Raw genomic sequence first — 17,307 nt, forward strand, 5'->3', positions numbered from 1 at the left:
TTCCCATCTTATGATTCGCAACCTCTAAGTGTAGTCTATGGTACAGGTCGTTGCGAAATCCGTTAATTAAAACCAGAATCAACATGGCTGAAATACTGATACACCGCAGCCCGCCGTTGATTACATTCCAGTCGTCAAAGGACGGCGCATCATATATCATTGCCCCTTTTCTGGAAACAGATTTTTCAGAATTTTCCCTGCGATATCAAGACTTTGGAGCATCATAGTATGGAACGCGTTTTGCGGCTGGTTATTTCATGTCCGGATCAGGTAGGCATAGTTGCCCGCGTGTCCGGATTCTTAGCGCAATACAACGGAAGCATTTTAGAGGCGAATCATCATGCCGACCTGGAACAGGGTTGGTTCTTTATGCGCAATGAAATTAAGGCCAGTTCACTGCCATTTGGTGCAGAAAAGCTGGCTGAGGTCTTCGCCCCGATCGCTGAGGACTTGGAGATGAACTTTCAGGTCACCGATACGGGGATCAATAAAAAAGTGGTACTGATGTGTTCACGGGACAGTCATTGCTTGGCTGATATCCTGAATCGCTGGCACAGCGGTGACCTGGACTGTGATATTCCGTGCGTTATCTCAAACCATGACGATTTACGTAGCCTGGTGGAATGGCACGGCATTCCGTTTCATCACGTACCGGTTGAAGCCGGCAACAAGCAAGCGCATTTCGACGAAGTAGAGCGTCTTATCGCGCAATATGACGCTGATACAGTCGTACTAGCGCGCTATATGCAGATTTTACCCGAGGCGCTTTGCCGTAATTACCCTGGCAATATCATTAATATTCACCATAGCTTCCTGCCTTCGTTTATTGGCGCGCGCCCCTATCACCAGGCCCATGATCGAGGCGTAAAACTAATCGGCGCCACTTGTCACTATGTAACCGCTGATCTGGATGCGGGTCCGATTATTGATCAGGATGTCGTTCGTATTACGCATCGGGATGTGGTGGAAGATATGGTGCGTTTGGGTAAGGATTGTGAAAAAACGGTGTTGGCAAGAGGGCTTCGCTGGCATCTGCAGGACAGGGTAATCGTCCATGGTAATAAAACGGTGGTATTTAATTGATGTTTAAAGGTTTCATTTCAGTCTTGTTGATGGCGGGTTTTCTGCCTGTCTCCTCGTATGCGTTAGACGCGATTCCGCGCGGCCAGTTACAGTTGCAGGCATCGTACTACGAGCCAACGGTGGCCAACGATGCACACTGGGCCATCAGTATGCCTAATTCTAATATTGGTCTGACCGCTGTTGAATCGCTCGACAACAGTACCATCATCGGTCATTGGCAAGTCGGCATCGATCCGCTTAGCGAAGGACAGGAGGCGCTGCTGACTCAGCAACAGGCATTTTTAAGTTGGCAGCAAGGTATCATTAATTTATGGGCGGGACGGTTGCCGTCGCTGGAACAGGCGTTTTTGGAAGATAAATACCAGGGTTTACTTTCCCTGTCAGATAAAGGTCTCGCGGTGAGTGGGCAATACGATAATTCCGAACGCAATGCGGTTCGGATCGATGCAGCCTCCGGTGAATACCTGGTGTTTTCCGGTCAGTGGATTATCGACGAAAATTCAGATGCTCTGGTATGGAGTGTTGCATCTTCATTGCAGACCCCCGAAGGCAGTATAGCGGTGACTTATCGTAAGCCTGAAGGGCGTGATGCCATCTGGGGGAACCGAGTGACCTGGCTATCCGGTAGTTTGTCATTTTCAGGGGTTTGGATGTTACAGGGTGAGGTGTTGGGCTGGGATGTAGAAGCGCGGATGTCAAACGCGAAAACTCAGTCCTTCCTCGGCTTCAGCAAAGACCTGGCGGACGAGAACCGTTGGTCTGTGGGTGTTCAGCAGATGCTTTCCCCGGCGGTGACTAATTATTCTGAATTACTCTGGTGGTCTGATGCCGAACGTTGGCAGTGGTCAACAGGGTTTCAAATGCGTTTTTAATTAGTTTATAACTCTCGAATGTTCGCCCAGCCAAGGCGATGAGAAACGTCGCTTGGCATGGGCGGATGCTGTTTTACTGACCCGGAAAAACCGGCACTTCGGCATCCGGAAGCTGATCCAGTCGGTCAGGCTCGACGCTTTCTCCCGTCATTGGATAGACTTTCTTTAATTTCTCGTAGAACCTGCGGATATTAGCGACATAAACCACTGGTTCCGCGCCCCGTGCATAGCCATGGCGTGTCCAAGGATAATAGTCTTTCAAGGCCAGTTTCGGCAGATGCTTGCGTACATCGATCCAGCGATCTGGATCATCGCCCAAAAGTTCCGTGATCTTTCGTGCGTCTTCCACGTGTCCGGCGCCGACATTGTATGAGGCTAACGCGAACCAGGTTCGGTCTGGCTCCATGATTCGCGCGGGGACGCGCGATTTCAGTGAGGTCAGGTATTGGGCGCCGGCTTTCGTGCTCTGAGCAGGGTCTAGCCGGTTTGTGATACCGACTTCCGCGGCGGTATTCAGGGTCACCATCATCAGCCCACGCACGCCAGTCGGGGACTTCGCGTCAGCTCGCCAGTGGCTTTCCTGATAGGCCACGGCTGCGAGTAGCCGCCAGTCCATACCGTTTAACTCTGCATATTCTTGGAATAAATCCTGATATTTCGGTAATCGAGCGTTGATGTGTTTTTCAAAGGTCAGGTTATCCACATAGTCAAACTCAAGTGCCTGACCAAAATAACGATCCAGCATCTGACCCAACAAGCCACTGTCTTCAAAGACGGCGAGAGTTTCGTCAATCTGTTCACGCAGTGTGCCGTCTTCATTTTTATTGAAGATGATGTTTATGGACCGCGGCGGAAGGTCGAGTGGGGTAAAGCGTAAGTGTGGAAAAACCGTTTGTTGCAGGCGGAAATCCCGCTCATCAACCAGCGCTTCGTCCAGTTCGCCCATTTCAACAAGCGTGAATAATTCCGCACTGAGGCGTCCGTGCTCGTAGACAGATGTCACTGAATCCGAGGTTTTGAGGATTTGATCCAATGCATCTTCATGCGCAATGGGATCGAGTACACCAATACGTCGCTGGTCTATTAAATCATTACTTTTCTTTCCACTGACAAGACCTATACGGGTAGACGTGTAGGGGCGGCTGACGAAGATACCAGTGTCTTTGATGCTGGTGCCAGGAATGGCCATGTCGACAGCGCCCACGTTTAATGCTCGATAAAGATCGTCGAGGTCCCTGACGGCAAATACTTGAATCGGGATATCCAGATGCGCTTCTAATTCATCAATTAAGTCGCGTTCAAATCCGGTAATTTCCTGACCACTTGCCCAATAAACCCCTTCGCTTTCGCGCACGGCAACAATCAATTTGTCCCTGCTTTTTACCTGTTCCCAGTGATTTCGCCATTCAAAACCGTAACCAATAAATACAGCGGCAAAACCGATGGTCAGCAGAAAAAATAAAATTTTTATGCTGTTCTTAAAGGGGTTGGCCCAATAAATTCTCATATACCCGACTTCTGTGTGATCGCATCTGCCATTTTAGCCTGAAATCCATTACTATACGCGCCGATTTTTTTGATCCTCCCCATCAGTCGATACAGGTTCTTAATAGATGCTGACGCTTCGTGGAAACCCTTCTTTATCTCAATTTCGCCGACAAAGACTCACCCGCCAGTTACAAACGGTTTTACCATCCGTACAAGACGTTTACGCTGAGTTTGTGCATTTTGTCGATTGCAAAACTCCGTTAACCGAACATCAACTGGATGTGCTTGCACAATTGCTTAAATACGGGCCTAAAGAACAGGTTGAACAGCATGCGTCAGCATCTGTCTGGGTGACCCCGCGTTCTGGAACTATTTCTCCGTGGGCAACCAAAGCAACGGACATTGCGCATAACAGCGCACTGAGTTCTATTCGGCGAATTGAGCGCGGTATCCGTTACTGGCTGATTGGGGAAGGTGAGCTGTCAGATAAGGACCGTAAAGTAGCGGCTGGATTGCTCCATGACCGGATGACCGAATCGGTTTTTTTTGAAGAGCCGGCTGAAGATACTCTGTTTGAACACCATGATCCAAAAGCATTAACGACTGTTGATATTCTGGCTGAAGGCCGCGATGCATTGGCCAATGCGAATAAAACACTGGGTTTGGCGCTGGCTGATGACGAAATTGATTACCTGGTTAACGCATACCAAGAGCTGGGCCGTAATCCCACCGATGTTGAACTGATGATGTTTGCACAGGCGAACTCCGAGCATTGCCGACACAAGATTTTTAACGCTGATTGGACCATTGATGGTGAGGCCTCACCCTGGTCACTATTTAAAATGATCAAGAATACCTATGAACATAACAGTCACGGTGTGTTATCGGCCTACAAAGATAATGCCTCTGTGATTGAAGGCTTCATCGGAGCGCGTTATTACCCGGACGCAACGCACCAATATCGTTATCACGAAGAAAACATTCATATTCTGTTCAAAGTGGAAACCCATAACCATCCAACCGCCATCGCGCCTTTTGCCGGTGCAGCGACCGGAGCAGGTGGTGAAATTCGGGATGAAGGCGCGACTGGGGCTGGTGGCAAGCCGAAAGCTGGCTTGACCGGTTTTACGGTGTCAGACCTACGCATCCCCGGCTTTGAACAGCCGTGGGAAAGTGCTTATGGCAAGCCTGGCCGTATTGTCAGTGCATTGGACATCATGATCGATGGACCATTGGGTGGAGCAGCGTTTAACAATGAGTTCGGTCGCCCAAATCTGATTGGCTATTTCCGAACCTTCGAGCAAGCCGTAAAAGGCGCCAATGGCAGTGAAGTGCGCGGCTACCATAAGCCAATCATGATCGCCGGCGGCTACGGCAACATCAAAGAAGAACATATTGAAAAAGCTTGGGATGCGATACCAGTCGGAGCCAAGTTGATTGTGTTAGGTGGTCCGGCAATGCAGATCGGCTTGGGTGGTGGTGCCGCATCTTCTGTCGACAGCGCAGAAGGTAATGAAGACCTCGATTTTGCCTCTGTGCAGCGGGGTAACCCTGAAATGGAGCGTCGTTGCCAGGAAGTGATTGACCGATGCTGGGCTATGGGCGAACAGAATCCAATCGCCTTCATTCATGACGTGGGCGCTGGTGGCCTGTCTAACGCCTTTCCGGAGTTGGTCGCCGATGGTGGTCGAGGCGGTCAGTTTGAATTGCGTAACATCCCAAACGACGAGCCAGGTATGGCACCGTTGGCCGTCTGGTGCAATGAATCGCAGGAACGTTACGTATTAGCGGTGCCGCCGGAAAATATGGACACCTTCGATGCGCTGTGTCAGCGCGAACGTTGCCCATATGCCGTGATTGGGACGGCGACTGAAAACGATCAGCTGGTCGTTGCTGACAGCCATTTCGGAAATAACTCGGTCGACATGCCTTTGAATGTGTTATTAGGCAAGCCACCAAAAATGTCTCGTCAATTCAATCGGGTCGATTTTGAGAAAGACACCTTCTCTACCAAGGGACTCGACGTCGCGGATGTTGTAGAGCGTGTGTTGCGTTTGCCATCTGTTGCCAGCAAAAGCTTCTTGATTACCATAGGTGACCGCTCGATCACTGGAATGGTGGCCCGTGATCAGATGGTCGGCCCTTGGCAGATCCCGGTTGCCGACGCGGCCGTGACGACCTCTGGCTATCGAGGCTACACCGGCGAAACGATGGCGATGGGCGAGCGTACACCGGTTGCTTTGGTGAATCCCGCTGCTTCGGGTCGCTTGGCCGTGGCTGAAACGCTGACAAACCTCGCAGGCTCATCCATTGGTGAATTGAAGAAGGTGCGCCTTTCTGCTAACTGGATGGCCGCAGCGGGACACCCCGGCGAAGATGAAGCCCTATACGACACGGTAAAAGCGGTTGGCCTGGAACTGTGTCCGGAATTGGATTTGACGATTCCGGTCGGCAAGGATTCTATGTCCATGCGAACGACTTGGCAGGAAGATGGCAAGGAAAAATCCGTCACCGCGCCATTGAGTTTAATCGTCACCGGTGTTGCACCGGTGCTGGATGTCCGTAAAACGGTGACGCCGGAGTTGAAGGCGCAGGCTGGTGAGACAGATTTGATTCTCATCGATCTGGGCCGAGGACAGAATCGTCTGGGTGGTAGTGCTATTGCTCAGGTTTATCGTAAAGTCGGCGACATTGCGCCAGATGTTGACGACAGCGAGGACCTGAAAGCCTTTTGGGCCGTGGTGCAGGGGTTGATTGCGGACGAAAAACTCTTGGCCTACCACGACCGGTCTGACGGTGGTGTGTTTGCCACCCTGACTGAAATGGCCTTTGCGGGGCGCGTTGGTGTCGATATCGATACCGATCGATTCAGCGATGAAGATCTGTTGGCCGCCTTGTTTAACGAAGAATTGGGCGCCGTCATTCAGGTGCGTAAAGCGGACACAGCCGAAGTCTTGCAGCAGTTGTCAGGTGCCGGTTTGGGGGACTGCTCAGCGGTCATTGGGCAGCCTAATGACGACGACTTTATCCGTGTTCTGTCACAGGGTGATGAAGTTTACGTGAAGCCGCGGACCGATTTGCTGCGCATGTGGAGCGAAACCAGCTATCGCATGCAGGCGTTGCGAGATAACGAAAGCTGCGCTCAGCAGGAGTTTGACCGCTTACTGGATGCCAATGACCCTGGGTTATCGGTAGCACTGAACTTTGACGTCAACGAAGATATCACGGCACCATATATAAATACTGGTAGCCGTCCGAAAATGGCTGTTCTGCGTGAGCAGGGTGTTAATGGACAGTTGGAAATGGCGGCGGCCTTTGATCGGGCTGGTTTCGATACTATCGACGTTCACATGAGCGACATTCTGGCTGGGCGGGTGCAATTGGCTGACTTCAATGGCCTGGTTGCCTGTGGTGGTTTCTCATACGGAGACGTTCTCGGAGCCGGTGAAGGCTGGGCAAAATCGATTCGCTTTAATGAGGCTGCTAAGCTCCAATTCGCTCGCTTCTTTGAGGATACGCAGAAATTCGCATTGGGCGTTTGTAATGGTTGTCAAATGATCTCTAATTTGCGTGAGATCATTCCAGGCACTGAAACTTGGCCGCATTTTGTGCGCAATCAATCAGAGCAGTTTGAAGCGCGAACAGTCATGGTTGAGATACCGGAGTCACCGTCCATTTTATTGGCAGGTATGGCCGGTTCCAAGATGCCGATTGCCGTGGCGCACGGTGAAGGTCGGGCTGAGTTTCGTGATGAAGCGCACCTGAGTACCGCGCTGAACAGTGGTTTAGTGGCCCTGCGTTATGTCGATAACTATGGTAACGTGACCGAGCAGTACCCCTTGAATCCAAATGGCTCACCTGCAGGGATGAACGGTTTTACCACGGCCGATGGTCGCGTGACGATCATGATGCCGCACCCTGAGCGTGTGTTTCGCGCGGTGACCAATTCCTGGAAACCTCTGGAATGGCAGGAAGATGGGGCTTGGTTGCGCATGTTCCGAAATGCCCGTGTCTGGTTAGGCTAAGGTTAGGGGCAATGATAGAGCGGTCAACTCAAGGGTTGGCCGTTTTTCGTTTAATTGCAAAATACGTGGGTGAGTACGATGGCTGAATTTATGGTGGTATTCGTCGTCACGTTTCTGATTATTCTTGGCGTCACCGCAGCCCTGGTGTTCGGCCGAACGCCAGTTTACCGGCCCGATATTGAAAAAGTGCAAGGGATTCTGACTAATCTGCTCGATGGACAATTGTTGGATTCAGAATGGGATTTCTTCATCAGCATGCCAATTCACCACGATACTGAATTGGAAGAAATCAGACTGAAATGCTTTGAAATAACGGAAATGCACGGGCTACGACCAAAAAACCAACTGGTACGACTGAAAGAGCCGGGGTTGATCCGCGTTCGACACTTACTGAACCGCTTGGAACAGGCAGGGTCCAAAAGTTTTTAGCAAGCTAACCCGCTGTTTTTATTTAACTTCCTTCACAAAGTATGCGTTCTCTGTTCGCATTTCTAGCCGCTTTGGTTTAGTCTTTTGGCTCGAGTTGAAGGTGATGTTTTATGATGAGAGTTGGTTCGTTTTTGTCGGTTCTGTTGGGGTCATGTCTGAGTGCGATGGCATCTGTGTCAATGGCCGATACCTCACCCAGAATTATTGGCGGACACGCCGCCAGTGTTGGTGAGCATGAATATTTTGCATCCTTGTTGATTGCCTATAACTGGGACTCTGGTGAGACGTCACTGACACCTCAGCAGTCTACCCGATACAGTTGGAACAGTTTTTGTGGTGGCAGTTACATCGGAAATAAAACCGTGATTACGGCTGCACACTGTATTAAAGATCTGCCCAGTAGCGGCACACTGCATTTGTTGGTGGGAAATTATTCAGATACGGGCATGCAATGGGAATATTGCGCGGACGAAGGTGCGGCCGTGTATAGCTGCCAGGGCAGAAATACAGCTAATGAAGAGTTAACCGGTTTTCACCCGACGGGGTGGACGATGTATACCGGGAATGAAGCTGAAATCATCGAAGTATCAATGTCGGATATCATTATTCACCAACAATACAGCACCAATACCCTGATTAATGACATAGCCATCATTCCATTGCCTCAGCTCATTAATAATCCAGCGTTAACCCTGCCTACTTCAGACCTGTTCAAGACATTGGCGTCTTCGACAGACACCGGAAATGTGCAGGTCATTGGCCACGGCGATACGATATCGGACAACGACAGCAAAACATTTCAAGCCAGTGCGCAGTTGCTGGAAGTAGATGTTACCGCGCGCACCAACACAGAATGCCGAGCTTTTTTTGGTAGCCAATATATCGAGGGTCACATGATTTGCGCGGGAGATTCCGGTTTGGATTCCTGCCAGGGCGACAGTGGCGGCCCATTGATTGAGCCAGATTCCGATACGTTGTTGGGTGTGGTCAGTTGGGGCCCCGACGTATGTGGGGCTTCCGGCACTTCATACGGGGTTTACGCCAATGTATTTACTCATGTGGAATGGATCGAATCGGGCGGACTAGCCGGGTTTTCCGGCGGGATGGTATCAGTAAACGAAAACGGCGATACGATTCGCATGGGTAATTCTGTTGCAGGCAGTTTGGGTGTTGGTGTTTTGCTGGTGAGTGGTCTGCTGTTGTGGCGCAGGAGATCGTGGTGAAATTGGTTATCCCTGCTGCGCTATTAATTGCCGTGACCGCGTTGGGTGGCTGTGCAAATTTAAACTCAAAGAGTGGCCGAGAAAACGTGTTGTTTAATCCCGTCATTCAAGGGCAGCAGCTCGATGTGTCGGTCATGTCCAATGGCTGTACCGAGCCTGAACATTTCTATCTGAAAGTATCTGGCGATTTTGTCGAGCTGCGTCGGACCCAACCGGATCAGTGTCGGGCGGCACCGCATCTAGTTCGTCTGTCGTTTACGTACCCCTTTGAACAAGGTGTATATCAGATCAAGAACGATATTCGTTATTCGAGCCGTGTCGAAAAACGTTGATCACGACGCGTCAAATATGTAAGTGCCTCAGGTCGGCATGGGTGTCACTATAGCGCCAGTATTGATCGAAATCTTCGTTGAAATTTTTAACGCTGTGCTTGTCGTCGAAGTGACAGAATCCCACAAAATCCTGCAAGGATTGCCGAACGACTATACCGCCTCGATCTACCAAAATCATGGTTTGCTTTATCGGTTGTTTTTCCTGCATTTCCTGCTGAATGACGCGAGCTTCGAAGCGCGACAGTTTGCGGATCAACGGGATGAGAGGGTGCCCCGTGCGAATAGCCAGCGTCGGGTCCGTTACCAACAACCGTACCGATACACGACGGTTTCGAACAATGGCTTTCTTAAGGCTGTTGACCAGGTCTTCATGACCTAACCAGGGGCGTTCCATATCGGTAGTCAGGATATTGATGGTGCGTAGCGCCGGGTTGATCAGTTCTGTGCTGTATTGGACAAAGTCCTCAACGGTTTCTAGGCGGACAACCCCCGTATCGGAGTTTGGTTCTGTCATGATTCACCTCTCATGGTTACTTCGTCGACGGAATCCCGAATCGCCAGATAGCTGTCTAACCGGCGCTTCAAAATAAATTGATCATCGAGCGCTTTTTTTACCGCACAGGTGGGTTCGTGAGTGTGGCTGCAATCGTTGAACTTGCACAGCCCGGCAAAGTGATCAATTTCCGGGAACCCTTTGGCGAGATCGGCTTCTGAAGTATGCCAAAGACCGTATTCACGTATGCCTGGGCTGTCAATGAGCTGCCCACCACTAGGTATGTGGTATAGCCTGGCGGTCGTTGTGGTGTGGCGGCCTTTCCCGGTTGCTGCAGAAATATCGCCAACCCTGATTTCCTCCGCCGGGAGCAGTTTCTGAATGATGGACGATTTGCTAACGCCGGATTGCCCCACAAACACGGAGTTGCCGGTGGCAACTAGTTGTTGAATGACTTTAAAACCCTGTTCGTCTTTCGCTGAGGCAATCACCACCTCGTAGCCCAATTGCTCATATTCGGCTATTTCGTCGCGCATGCCTGGCGCTTGATCAATCAGGTCAATTTTATTCAGCAAGATGACAGGTTTGATATCGTCGTGCGCGGTTGCTACCAAATAGCGGTCAATTAGATTGACCGGCGTTCGAGGGGAGGGGCAGGCAACTATGATAATACGGTCGACGTTCGCCGCGACCGGACGCAAGGTGCCGCGCACATCAGGCCGGGTCAATATTGAGCGGCGGTCCTGTACCGCACTGATGACACCGCTGCCTTGATCATCTGCTTGCCAGAGTACCTGATCACCGGTGACTAGGGCCGGCAAGTTACTGCGCACGTGGCATCGGGTGATTTGACCATTGGCGCCTTCAACATCAATGGTGGCACCGAAATGCGCGATCACCAAACCCGCTTGAGCCTCGGATAATGCGCCTTGGTTAATTTTTTCTTCAATGACCCTGTCTTTCTTTTGTGCACGAGCAAGCCGTTCCTGCTGGATTCGGTCGATTCGGAATTGTTGTTGTTTGCTTAGTTTTCGTTTGCTCATGCGCGTTTAATGGCATTCAGTTATACTTCGCAGCAAAGTGTAACCTCTCTGCGTATAAAGGTTGAGTCTGATGGATAAAAAATCCAATCTAATCTGGATTGATTTGGAAATGTCCGGTTTAAAACCGGAAACTGACCACATTCTGGAAATTGCGACGCTGGTCACCGATAAAGACCTCAATATTCTGGCCGAAGGTCCTTCATTGATTATTCATCAGTCTGATTCTGTTTTGGATGCCATGGATGAATGGTGTACGACTCATCATGGTGCCAGCGGCCTAACCGAAAAGGTTCGGCAAAGTCGCATCTCGGTTGCTGAAGCGGAACAGCAGACATTGGCTTTTGTGAAACAATGGGTGGAAGCCGGGGTATCGCCACTGTGCGGTAACTCAATCTGGCAGGATCGTCGCTTCCTGATAAAGTACATGCCGGCACTGGATGCTTTTTGTCACTATCGTAATATTGATGTCAGTACCTTGAAGGAGCTCGCTGCACGTTGGCGGCCGGAAATATTGTCCGGTATCAATAAGAAGGGCAGTCATCGAGCATTAGATGATATTATTGAATCAATTCAGGAGTTAGCCTATTACCGGGCTCACTTCATACAATTATAGTTAACGCTTCAAAGGACTGTTTCAGGTTAAGGGTTCAACCACAATGTTGTTTTATGTGGAGATAGGCATCTTTAATGGTCCGCCAATTCGTTTTAAGTATATCCATTCTAATTGCCATCAATGGTGCTTTCGCTGGACCAGCCAGCGTTAGCGTGCCAAATTGGTTTTTTCTCGAAAACCGCCTGTACGAAGAGCCGCAGGTTGTTTTGCAAGAATTATTGGCCATCGACATTGCCACCTGGTCCGACAAACAAAAGGTCTATTATTTTGATCTCTTAGCCAGTTCCTATCTGGTGTTATCTGACTATGAGTTGGCAGAGGACGCCTTGAGCCAAGGGCTGGCGCTGAAAGAACGGGCCGAGCCTTATACGCTGGTGAACATGCTAACGTTAAAGGGGTACTTCAAAGAACTGTCCGGCGACCTGGCCGCGTCCAAGGCTGACTATCACACCGCATTGCGCCTGGCAGAGCAGTCCGGTTCTTATGATGCCATGATGGTGGCGTTAAATTATCTCATCGGCTTCTACTCGTTTACCACCGATCAATACGATATAGCACTGGAATATGTTGAGCGGGGCAGTGGCATCGCGAAGTCGGTAACCCGTCAGTTCCTGGTTGGCGATCTTTATAATGCCTATGGCGGTATTCAAAGCTACCTTGGTGACAGTGAAACGGCTCTGGAGCAATATACGATTGCGGAATCCATTTATCGCAAGCTGAATAACAACGTCAGTTTGTCTGACATGCTCTACAATCGCGCCCTCACACTGGAAGAATCCGAAGACTATATTGCGGCACTGCGAACCTATCAGGCGTTCATCGATCAAGCTCAGAAGTGGGGCGACCCCACAGCTCAGTTTTTCGGCAATATGGGTATTGCCAACTGTTATAGTTATCTGGAGCGGTTTGACCAAGCCTATACCTCCATGCAGTTGGCTCAGGAAGCTTTACCCTATATCGCAGATGCTGTGTATCAATTTGATTTCTGGACCAGTGTGGTTTACATCGCCGCCGACGTCGAGGACTTTGCATGGGCCAGTTTGGCGATCGCCGAAGCAGAACGATTACTTAAACAGTTGTCAGATGAAGAGCAGAGCTGGTATCTGGCTCAGGTATTAAACACTCAGAAATACGTCGCTAAAACGCAGCAGGATTTTGAAGCCGCGTTTGAATATTCGGAAGAATTGCGCCGGCTTCAGCTCGATTTGCAGGCAGAAGAGCAGGAAGAAATCCTGTCGGAAATGCGCATCAATTCCGAGAATGCGATGTACAAATCCGAAACTGATCGTCTGTCGGCCGAAAACCGCAAACAGCAGGAGATCATCGCGGCAAACAATCAGTTGCAACAGATTTTAATCGCGTTGAGCGTCATGTTGGTGGTATCGGTCATGATTTTGGGGGTTACATTGCGTCGTAAGATTCGCCAGATGCGCATATTGCAGCAGTATTCTGCGATTAGTGAGTCGGTGAAAACGTCTGGGCAACGGATCATGGAAAATGTCGCGGGTTTAATGTTCGATCAGTCTGAGCGACGTAAATCACCGTTGTCGGTTGTCGTGTTTGATTTCGGTAATATGTCCGATGTTCGTGAGCAGTTTGGGCAAGTCGCGGTTGATGAAGCCAACAGCTGGATAAAAGAAACATTAGGTGCCGAGCTGCGTGAAGAAGACAAAAGCGGTCAGATCAGCTTTGGCCGCTATATGATGCTTTTGCCTGGTGCGGATGCTAAGTTAGCCCGCAAACAGGCTGAACGGTTGATCGCTTTTTTTAAAGAGAATACCGTGCCCGGCTTTCCAACTTTGTATTTAGACGTGTCGGTCGGTATTTCAGAACGCTCTCGCTATGACCGTAACCCGAATGTCTTAACACACCGCGCTGCCACCGCCGTCGATATCGCTCGCAATCATGGAAATTTCACCGTGAAAATCCTCGCGGTCTGATGCGCTTGTTGAATTACACTTGGCTGTACAAGCGGCCAATATGGTTTTGAAAATGCTCCAGGAATAACCTTGTTTTCAATGGCAGTTGGCGGCTCTTGTAGATTACGCTTAATTGATCGGCCACCGGTTTTTCTTCGAATTTCAGCGCAATTAGAGCACCCCGTCGAACATAAGGCTCTGCCAAATACAGCGGCAGCCTAACGACGCCTAGTCCACGGATGGCTGCTTGCATACGCATATCCGGACTGTTCAGTGTGAGCCGTCCATTCACCGGGATGGCGTGTACCTGGCTCCCTTCCCGAAACAGCCATTCGTGCTCATTGGTCTGCAAAATGCAGGCGCATTGGCTTAGGGCTTTGAGTGATTTTGGAGCTTTGGCTTTGCAATGGCTGGCGATGTAAATGTCGTTGGGAATACTCATTAAAGACCGCGCGATCCAGTCACTCGGTGGGAGTTGCTGTTGGTGTAGCAAAAACTGCAGGTCATAGGCGACATCGAAAGCCGGTAGAGAACCAAAGTATTGTGTGCCACACAATGATATCTGCGGCCAGCTTTGGACGAACTCAGCAATTAAGTCGGCCATTTGGGATGAGAACAGTTCTTGAGGCCAAAGCAGGGTGAGGTTGCCCTTGGGCTGTCTTTGGTAGGCACCAATGCTGGTCTGAATTTCACTGAGTTCTTCAACCAGCGATTGTGCTTGGGTGAACAGCTCGCGCCCTGCTTCGGTCAGGTTCAACTGCCGGGTTGTTCGTTCAATCAACTTTACGCCGAGTTGATCTTCAAACTCAGAAAGCTGTCGAGACAAGGTCGATTTTGGTCTGCCCAAGACTTGGGCCGCTCGGGTAATGGAGCCTTGTTTAATGGTTTCAATGAATACCGCTACACCGTTCAGATCCATCAGATCCCTATTTATTGTTTCGATAATGGAACAGTCTAGTCAAAAATTACGGCCTAGTCTCGTATTTGGTAAGTATTTAATCTATACCGCACACAAGTGAGGAGAATGACATGAGTTTAGCAATTTTGAACGCGGCGGAATTTAAAGATCAGGTGGAGACAAACGCGGGTCTGACCTTAGTGGATTTCTACGCAGATTGGTGTGGGCCGTGCAAAATGATTGCACCGGTTTTAGAACAGCTGGCTGACGACTATGCCGGCAAAGTGAACATTGTGAAGCTAGATGCTGACGCCCACCCTGAAGTGCTTCAGAAGTATGGGGTGCGTGGGTTGCCTACGCTGATGATCTTTGAAAATGGCTTACCGAAAGCGACGGCTGTAGGTGCACAACCGGCCAGTGCACTGAAATCGTTTATCGAGCACAATGTCGCATAAACGGACATATCGCCTGGCGCTATCTTTTAGCAGCCAGGCGGTCTTCAACCGCTCGAATTTTGTCACCGATGGTCTGGTCTTTGTCGGTTCGGGTGCCAACCTTGATGGTCGACGAAATCCGCACAATTCCAGAGTCATGTAATTGCGAATGGCAGGCTTTGATGGCCGCAAAAACTTCATCCCACTCCCCGTAAAGATTCGTGCCGTAGCCATGCAACTGAATGACAATGTCAAACTGTTTCAAGACCTCGTGACACTGGGCAATTTCATCTGCAACGGAAACTTGTCCGTTAAACGGAATCACGCATAGATCAGCCATGCATTTCATAGGATATCCTCTGTGTCGTCACCGAATTCGTCGATTGCCGCCAACATAGGCCAGCCACCCAGCGCTTTCCACTGATTGACCATTTTACAGAACAGATCCGCTGTCTTACGGGTGTCGTATTCAGCGTTATGGGCTTCTTTGTCGGAAAATTCGATTCCGGCGCTGACGCAGGCCTTCTTCAGGACTGTTTGGCCATAGACCAGCGCTGCCAGCGCAGAGGTGTCAAAGGTAGAAAACGGATGGAAAGGGTTTCGTTTATTACCCGTCCTTTCCACGGCCGCCATCAAGAAGTTGTGATCGAATGTCGCGTTGTGCCCAACCAGAATGGACCGTTTACAGCCCGCTTTTTTTTGCCCGGCGCGGATGAATCGAAACATGTCTTTCAGAGCGTCGTTTTCATCAACAGCGCCCCGCAGCGGATTGAACGGATCTATACCGGTAAAATCCAGGGCCGCTTTTTCCAAGTTGGCTCCGGTAAAGGGTTCAATGTTAAAAAAGACGCATTCATCGGGTATAAGCCAGCCTTCATCATCCATCTTTAGTGTCATTGCGGCGATTTCCAACAACGCATCGGTTTTCGCGTTGAAGCCAGCGGTTTCGACGTCGATAACCACGGGGTAATAGCCGCGAAAACGTTCGGATAACAGGTTGTGTGTCGGGGTGTCAGTCACAAGATCTCCGGCAGGCTTGGTAAGGTATGAAGGAGCGACCATGGTAATGATTTAAACCGGTGCTGCAAGTTTTAAGCCTTTACCCTTGTTCATACATGGCCCGTCCTTTGCTCTGTTTTAGTGAAACTGAGTAAACAACGAATAAGCGGTAGATTATGTCCTTTAAGAGGCAGATATTTTCCCTGATAGGGGGCGCGATGTTGGTATCGATCCTTCTTCCAGCGCGTGCAGCCACCTTTGGTACCGGTTTAACGGACACTGAATGGCGCATGGACGCTTCCATATATTTCTGCCGTTTTTATCAGCCTATTCCACAATATGGCCTGGCGGTGTTTTTTCATGAAGCCGGAAAAACGTTGGAATTTTATCTGGAATCGACACGGAACCTGATGGCGGAAGGTCAGGCTGCGCTTACTGTGCAAGCACCTCCGTGGCGTTCGAGCGCGATCACGACAGAGCTTGGTTATGTCACGGTCAAAGACCGGCAAGTTCCCATCCGGATTGAAACCGCTCGTGCTGGGCGCATGATGGATGAACTGGGCTCGGGTATGGCGCCAACCCTGACCCGCAAAGCAAAATTCGGCGATGACCGTATCGCGGTGCAGATATCTCCGGTCAATTTTAAACAGTATTACAACCTATATTTGGCCTGTCAGGCGGGCTTATTGCCGGTTAATTTTAGCCAGATTGAACAGTCCACAATCAGCTTTGCCGGCGGCGGTGATGATACCCTCGACAACCGGGCGAAAGCGCAATTGGACGACATCGTGACTTATCTGAAAGCAGACAATCTGATCAGCGCGATTTACATTGATGGTCACAGCGACAGTGTCGGTAATCGTTATGACAATCGCCGTTTAAGCGAGCGGCGCGCCTATCGGGTCACTGACTACCTGGTCAATGCCGGTATCGACGCGGCGATGATTTTGACCCGATATCATGGTGAGCGGTATCCCATTGCCAGCAACGATACAGCGGCTGGCCGAGCCAAAAACCGACGGGTAACACTGCAGTTCGATAGAATCGAGGACGACCCGAATGACCCGCTCAAAGATTTACCAAATTTTGAGGCCAAATAGATGAAATGGCTGCTACAGACTCGTCAACCGATTCATTTTCAAGTGTCCATCCGGATCGAACAGGGCGTTTTGGTGTATGTCCGCGAAAACGGTGCGCTAACCCAGATCGACATTGATCAGTTAAGGTTGGCTGAGCTGCGTGTTCTCAACCAAGGACTTTACTGGTACCTGGTCGATGAACAGGGCAACTTTGTTTTGCTGCCAGAGTCTTTGGCGGACATCGGTGTCGTTCGCCGTTATCTCTCTTCGTGGCGGGGGTTTAATTACGATGGTCTGCTGCGGTTCGATGCCAGTCAACAGCAAACGCTCAGGCTTTGGCCATTGGCCGACCGAAAGGCCGCCTGATTCGTTAGAGA

The 17,307-nt window shown here is 50.2% G+C and carries 17 protein-coding genes; 11 read left to right on the forward strand and 6 right to left on the reverse strand.

The features are described 5' to 3' along the window. Positions 1-228 precede the first annotated feature (228 nt). On the forward strand, positions 229-1,083 hold the full coding sequence (gene purU, locus IYN85_RS01495) for a formyltetrahydrofolate deformylase (protein ID WP_196157082.1): 855 nt from the start codon (positions 229-231) through the stop codon (positions 1,081-1,083). Next, complete coding sequence (locus IYN85_RS01500) at positions 1,083-1,955, forward strand: hypothetical protein (RefSeq protein ID WP_196157083.1); 873 nt, start codon at positions 1,083-1,085, stop codon at positions 1,953-1,955. The genes purU and IYN85_RS01500 overlap by 1 nt, the downstream gene beginning before the upstream one ends. Positions 1,956-2,028: 73 nt before the next feature. On the opposite strand, the gene mltF is transcribed toward IYN85_RS01500, so the two are convergent. Then, complete coding sequence (gene mltF / locus IYN85_RS01505) at positions 2,029-3,462, reverse strand: membrane-bound lytic murein transglycosylase MltF (protein WP_196157084.1); 1,434 nt, start codon at positions 3,460-3,462, stop codon at positions 2,029-2,031. A 106-nt stretch (positions 3,463-3,568) separates the two neighbouring features. On the opposite strand from mltF, the gene purL reads away from it, so the two are divergent. From purL to IYN85_RS01525, 4 genes are all read left to right on the forward strand, one after another. Beyond that, positions 3,569-7,468, forward strand: coding sequence for a phosphoribosylformylglycinamidine synthase (purL, locus tag IYN85_RS01510; RefSeq protein WP_196157085.1), 3,900 nt, complete (start codon positions 3,569-3,571; stop codon positions 7,466-7,468). A gap of 78 nt (positions 7,469-7,546) precedes the next feature. Further along, positions 7,547-7,897: a hypothetical protein gene (locus tag IYN85_RS01515; RefSeq protein WP_196157086.1), complete on the forward strand. Its 351-nt coding sequence runs from the start codon at positions 7,547-7,549 to the stop codon at positions 7,895-7,897. A gap of 110 nt (positions 7,898-8,007) precedes the next feature. Then, a complete protein-coding gene (locus tag IYN85_RS01520) occupies positions 8,008-9,120 on the forward strand; it encodes a trypsin-like serine protease (protein WP_196157087.1) in 1,113 nt (370 codons plus the stop codon). Continuing rightward, entirely contained in the window at positions 9,117-9,452 is a 336-nt protein-coding gene (locus IYN85_RS01525; protein WP_196157088.1) for a hypothetical protein, read from the forward strand. Before IYN85_RS01520 ends, IYN85_RS01525 begins: the two co-directional genes overlap by 4 nt. A gap of 10 nt (positions 9,453-9,462) precedes the next feature. Here IYN85_RS01525 and IYN85_RS01530 read toward each other — a convergent pair whose 3' ends face one another. Then, the gene (locus IYN85_RS01530) at positions 9,463-9,966 is read right to left on the reverse strand and encodes a hypothetical protein (RefSeq protein ID WP_196157089.1); all 504 of its coding nucleotides are present in this window, start codon (positions 9,964-9,966) and stop codon (positions 9,463-9,465) included. Then, positions 9,963-10,988, reverse strand: coding sequence for a small ribosomal subunit biogenesis GTPase RsgA (gene rsgA, locus IYN85_RS01535; protein ID WP_196157090.1), 1,026 nt, complete (start codon positions 10,986-10,988; stop codon positions 9,963-9,965). The genes IYN85_RS01530 and rsgA overlap by 4 nt, the downstream gene beginning before the upstream one ends. A 70-nt stretch (positions 10,989-11,058) precedes the next feature. On the opposite strand from rsgA, the gene orn reads away from it, so the two are divergent. Both orn and IYN85_RS01545 read left to right on the forward strand, forming a co-directional pair. Next, the gene (gene orn, locus IYN85_RS01540) at positions 11,059-11,601 is read left to right on the forward strand and encodes an oligoribonuclease (protein WP_196157091.1); all 543 of its coding nucleotides are present in this window, start codon (positions 11,059-11,061) and stop codon (positions 11,599-11,601) included. 74 nt (positions 11,602-11,675) lie between these two features. After that, positions 11,676-13,541: a diguanylate cyclase domain-containing protein gene (locus IYN85_RS01545; protein WP_196157092.1), complete on the forward strand. Its 1,866-nt coding sequence runs from the start codon at positions 11,676-11,678 to the stop codon at positions 13,539-13,541. A gap of 13 nt (positions 13,542-13,554) precedes the next feature. Here IYN85_RS01545 and IYN85_RS01550 read toward each other — a convergent pair whose 3' ends face one another. Then, on the reverse strand, positions 13,555-14,439 hold the full coding sequence (locus IYN85_RS01550; RefSeq protein WP_196157093.1) for a LysR family transcriptional regulator: 885 nt from the start codon (positions 14,437-14,439) through the stop codon (positions 13,555-13,557). Positions 14,440-14,549: 110 nt separating this feature from the next. Here IYN85_RS01550 and trxA point away from each other — a divergent pair, with 110 nt between their 5' ends. Next, positions 14,550-14,873 (forward strand): thioredoxin, encoded by a 324-nt coding sequence (gene trxA, locus IYN85_RS01555; protein ID WP_196157094.1) that lies wholly within the window; start codon positions 14,550-14,552, stop codon positions 14,871-14,873. A gap of 19 nt (positions 14,874-14,892) precedes the next feature. On the opposite strand, the gene IYN85_RS01560 is transcribed toward trxA, so the two are convergent. Further along, a complete protein-coding gene (locus IYN85_RS01560) occupies positions 14,893-15,201 on the reverse strand; it encodes an MTH1187 family thiamine-binding protein (RefSeq protein ID WP_196157095.1) in 309 nt (102 codons plus the stop codon). Next, on the reverse strand, positions 15,198-15,872 hold the full coding sequence (rnt, locus tag IYN85_RS01565; RefSeq protein ID WP_370592138.1) for a ribonuclease T: 675 nt from the start codon (positions 15,870-15,872) through the stop codon (positions 15,198-15,200). Before rnt ends, IYN85_RS01560 begins: the two co-directional genes overlap by 4 nt. A 197-nt stretch (positions 15,873-16,069) precedes the next feature. Between rnt and IYN85_RS01570 the strand changes: the two genes are divergently transcribed. Both IYN85_RS01570 and IYN85_RS01575 read left to right on the forward strand, forming a co-directional pair. After that, entirely contained in the window at positions 16,070-16,951 is an 882-nt protein-coding gene (locus IYN85_RS01570; protein WP_196157097.1) for an OmpA family protein, read from the forward strand. After that, positions 16,952-17,296, forward strand: a complete 345-nt coding sequence (locus IYN85_RS01575; RefSeq protein ID WP_196157098.1) for a hypothetical protein — start codon at positions 16,952-16,954, stop codon at positions 17,294-17,296. Positions 17,297-17,307: the final 11 nt, after the last annotated feature.

The organism is Reinekea sp. G2M2-21, from assembly GCF_015687175.1.
Classification (GTDB): Bacteria; Pseudomonadota; Gammaproteobacteria; order Pseudomonadales; family Natronospirillaceae; genus Reinekea.

Coding starts and splice junctions, on each gene's coding strand:
- IYN85_RS01560 (WP_196157095.1), bottom strand. CDS start 15,201: ATGAAATGCATGGCTGATCTATGCGTGATTCCGTTTAACGGACAAGTT.
- IYN85_RS01575 (WP_196157098.1), top strand. CDS start 16,952: ATGAAATGGCTGCTACAGACTCGTCAACCGATTCATTTTCAAGTGTCC.
- IYN85_RS01530 (WP_196157089.1), bottom strand. CDS start 9,966: ATGACAGAACCAAACTCCGATACGGGGGTTGTCCGCCTAGAAACCGTT.
- rsgA (WP_196157090.1), bottom strand. CDS start 10,988: ATGAGCAAACGAAAACTAAGCAAACAACAACAATTCCGAATCGACCGA.
- purU (WP_196157082.1), top strand. CDS start 229: ATGGAACGCGTTTTGCGGCTGGTTATTTCATGTCCGGATCAGGTAGGC.
- IYN85_RS01520 (WP_196157087.1), top strand. CDS start 8,008: ATGATGAGAGTTGGTTCGTTTTTGTCGGTTCTGTTGGGGTCATGTCTG.
- IYN85_RS01500 (WP_196157083.1), top strand. CDS start 1,083: ATGTTTAAAGGTTTCATTTCAGTCTTGTTGATGGCGGGTTTTCTGCCT.
- IYN85_RS01515 (WP_196157086.1), top strand. CDS start 7,547: ATGGCTGAATTTATGGTGGTATTCGTCGTCACGTTTCTGATTATTCTT.
- purL (WP_196157085.1), top strand. CDS start 3,569: ATGCTGACGCTTCGTGGAAACCCTTCTTTATCTCAATTTCGCCGACAA.
- IYN85_RS01550 (WP_196157093.1), bottom strand. CDS start 14,439: ATGGATCTGAACGGTGTAGCGGTATTCATTGAAACCATTAAACAAGGC.
- orn (WP_196157091.1), top strand. CDS start 11,059: ATGGATAAAAAATCCAATCTAATCTGGATTGATTTGGAAATGTCCGGT.
- IYN85_RS01545 (WP_196157092.1), top strand. CDS start 11,676: ATGGTCCGCCAATTCGTTTTAAGTATATCCATTCTAATTGCCATCAAT.
- IYN85_RS01570 (WP_196157097.1), top strand. CDS start 16,070: ATGTTGGTATCGATCCTTCTTCCAGCGCGTGCAGCCACCTTTGGTACC.
- mltF (WP_196157084.1), bottom strand. CDS start 3,462: ATGAGAATTTATTGGGCCAACCCCTTTAAGAACAGCATAAAAATTTTA.
- trxA (WP_196157094.1), top strand. CDS start 14,550: ATGAGTTTAGCAATTTTGAACGCGGCGGAATTTAAAGATCAGGTGGAG.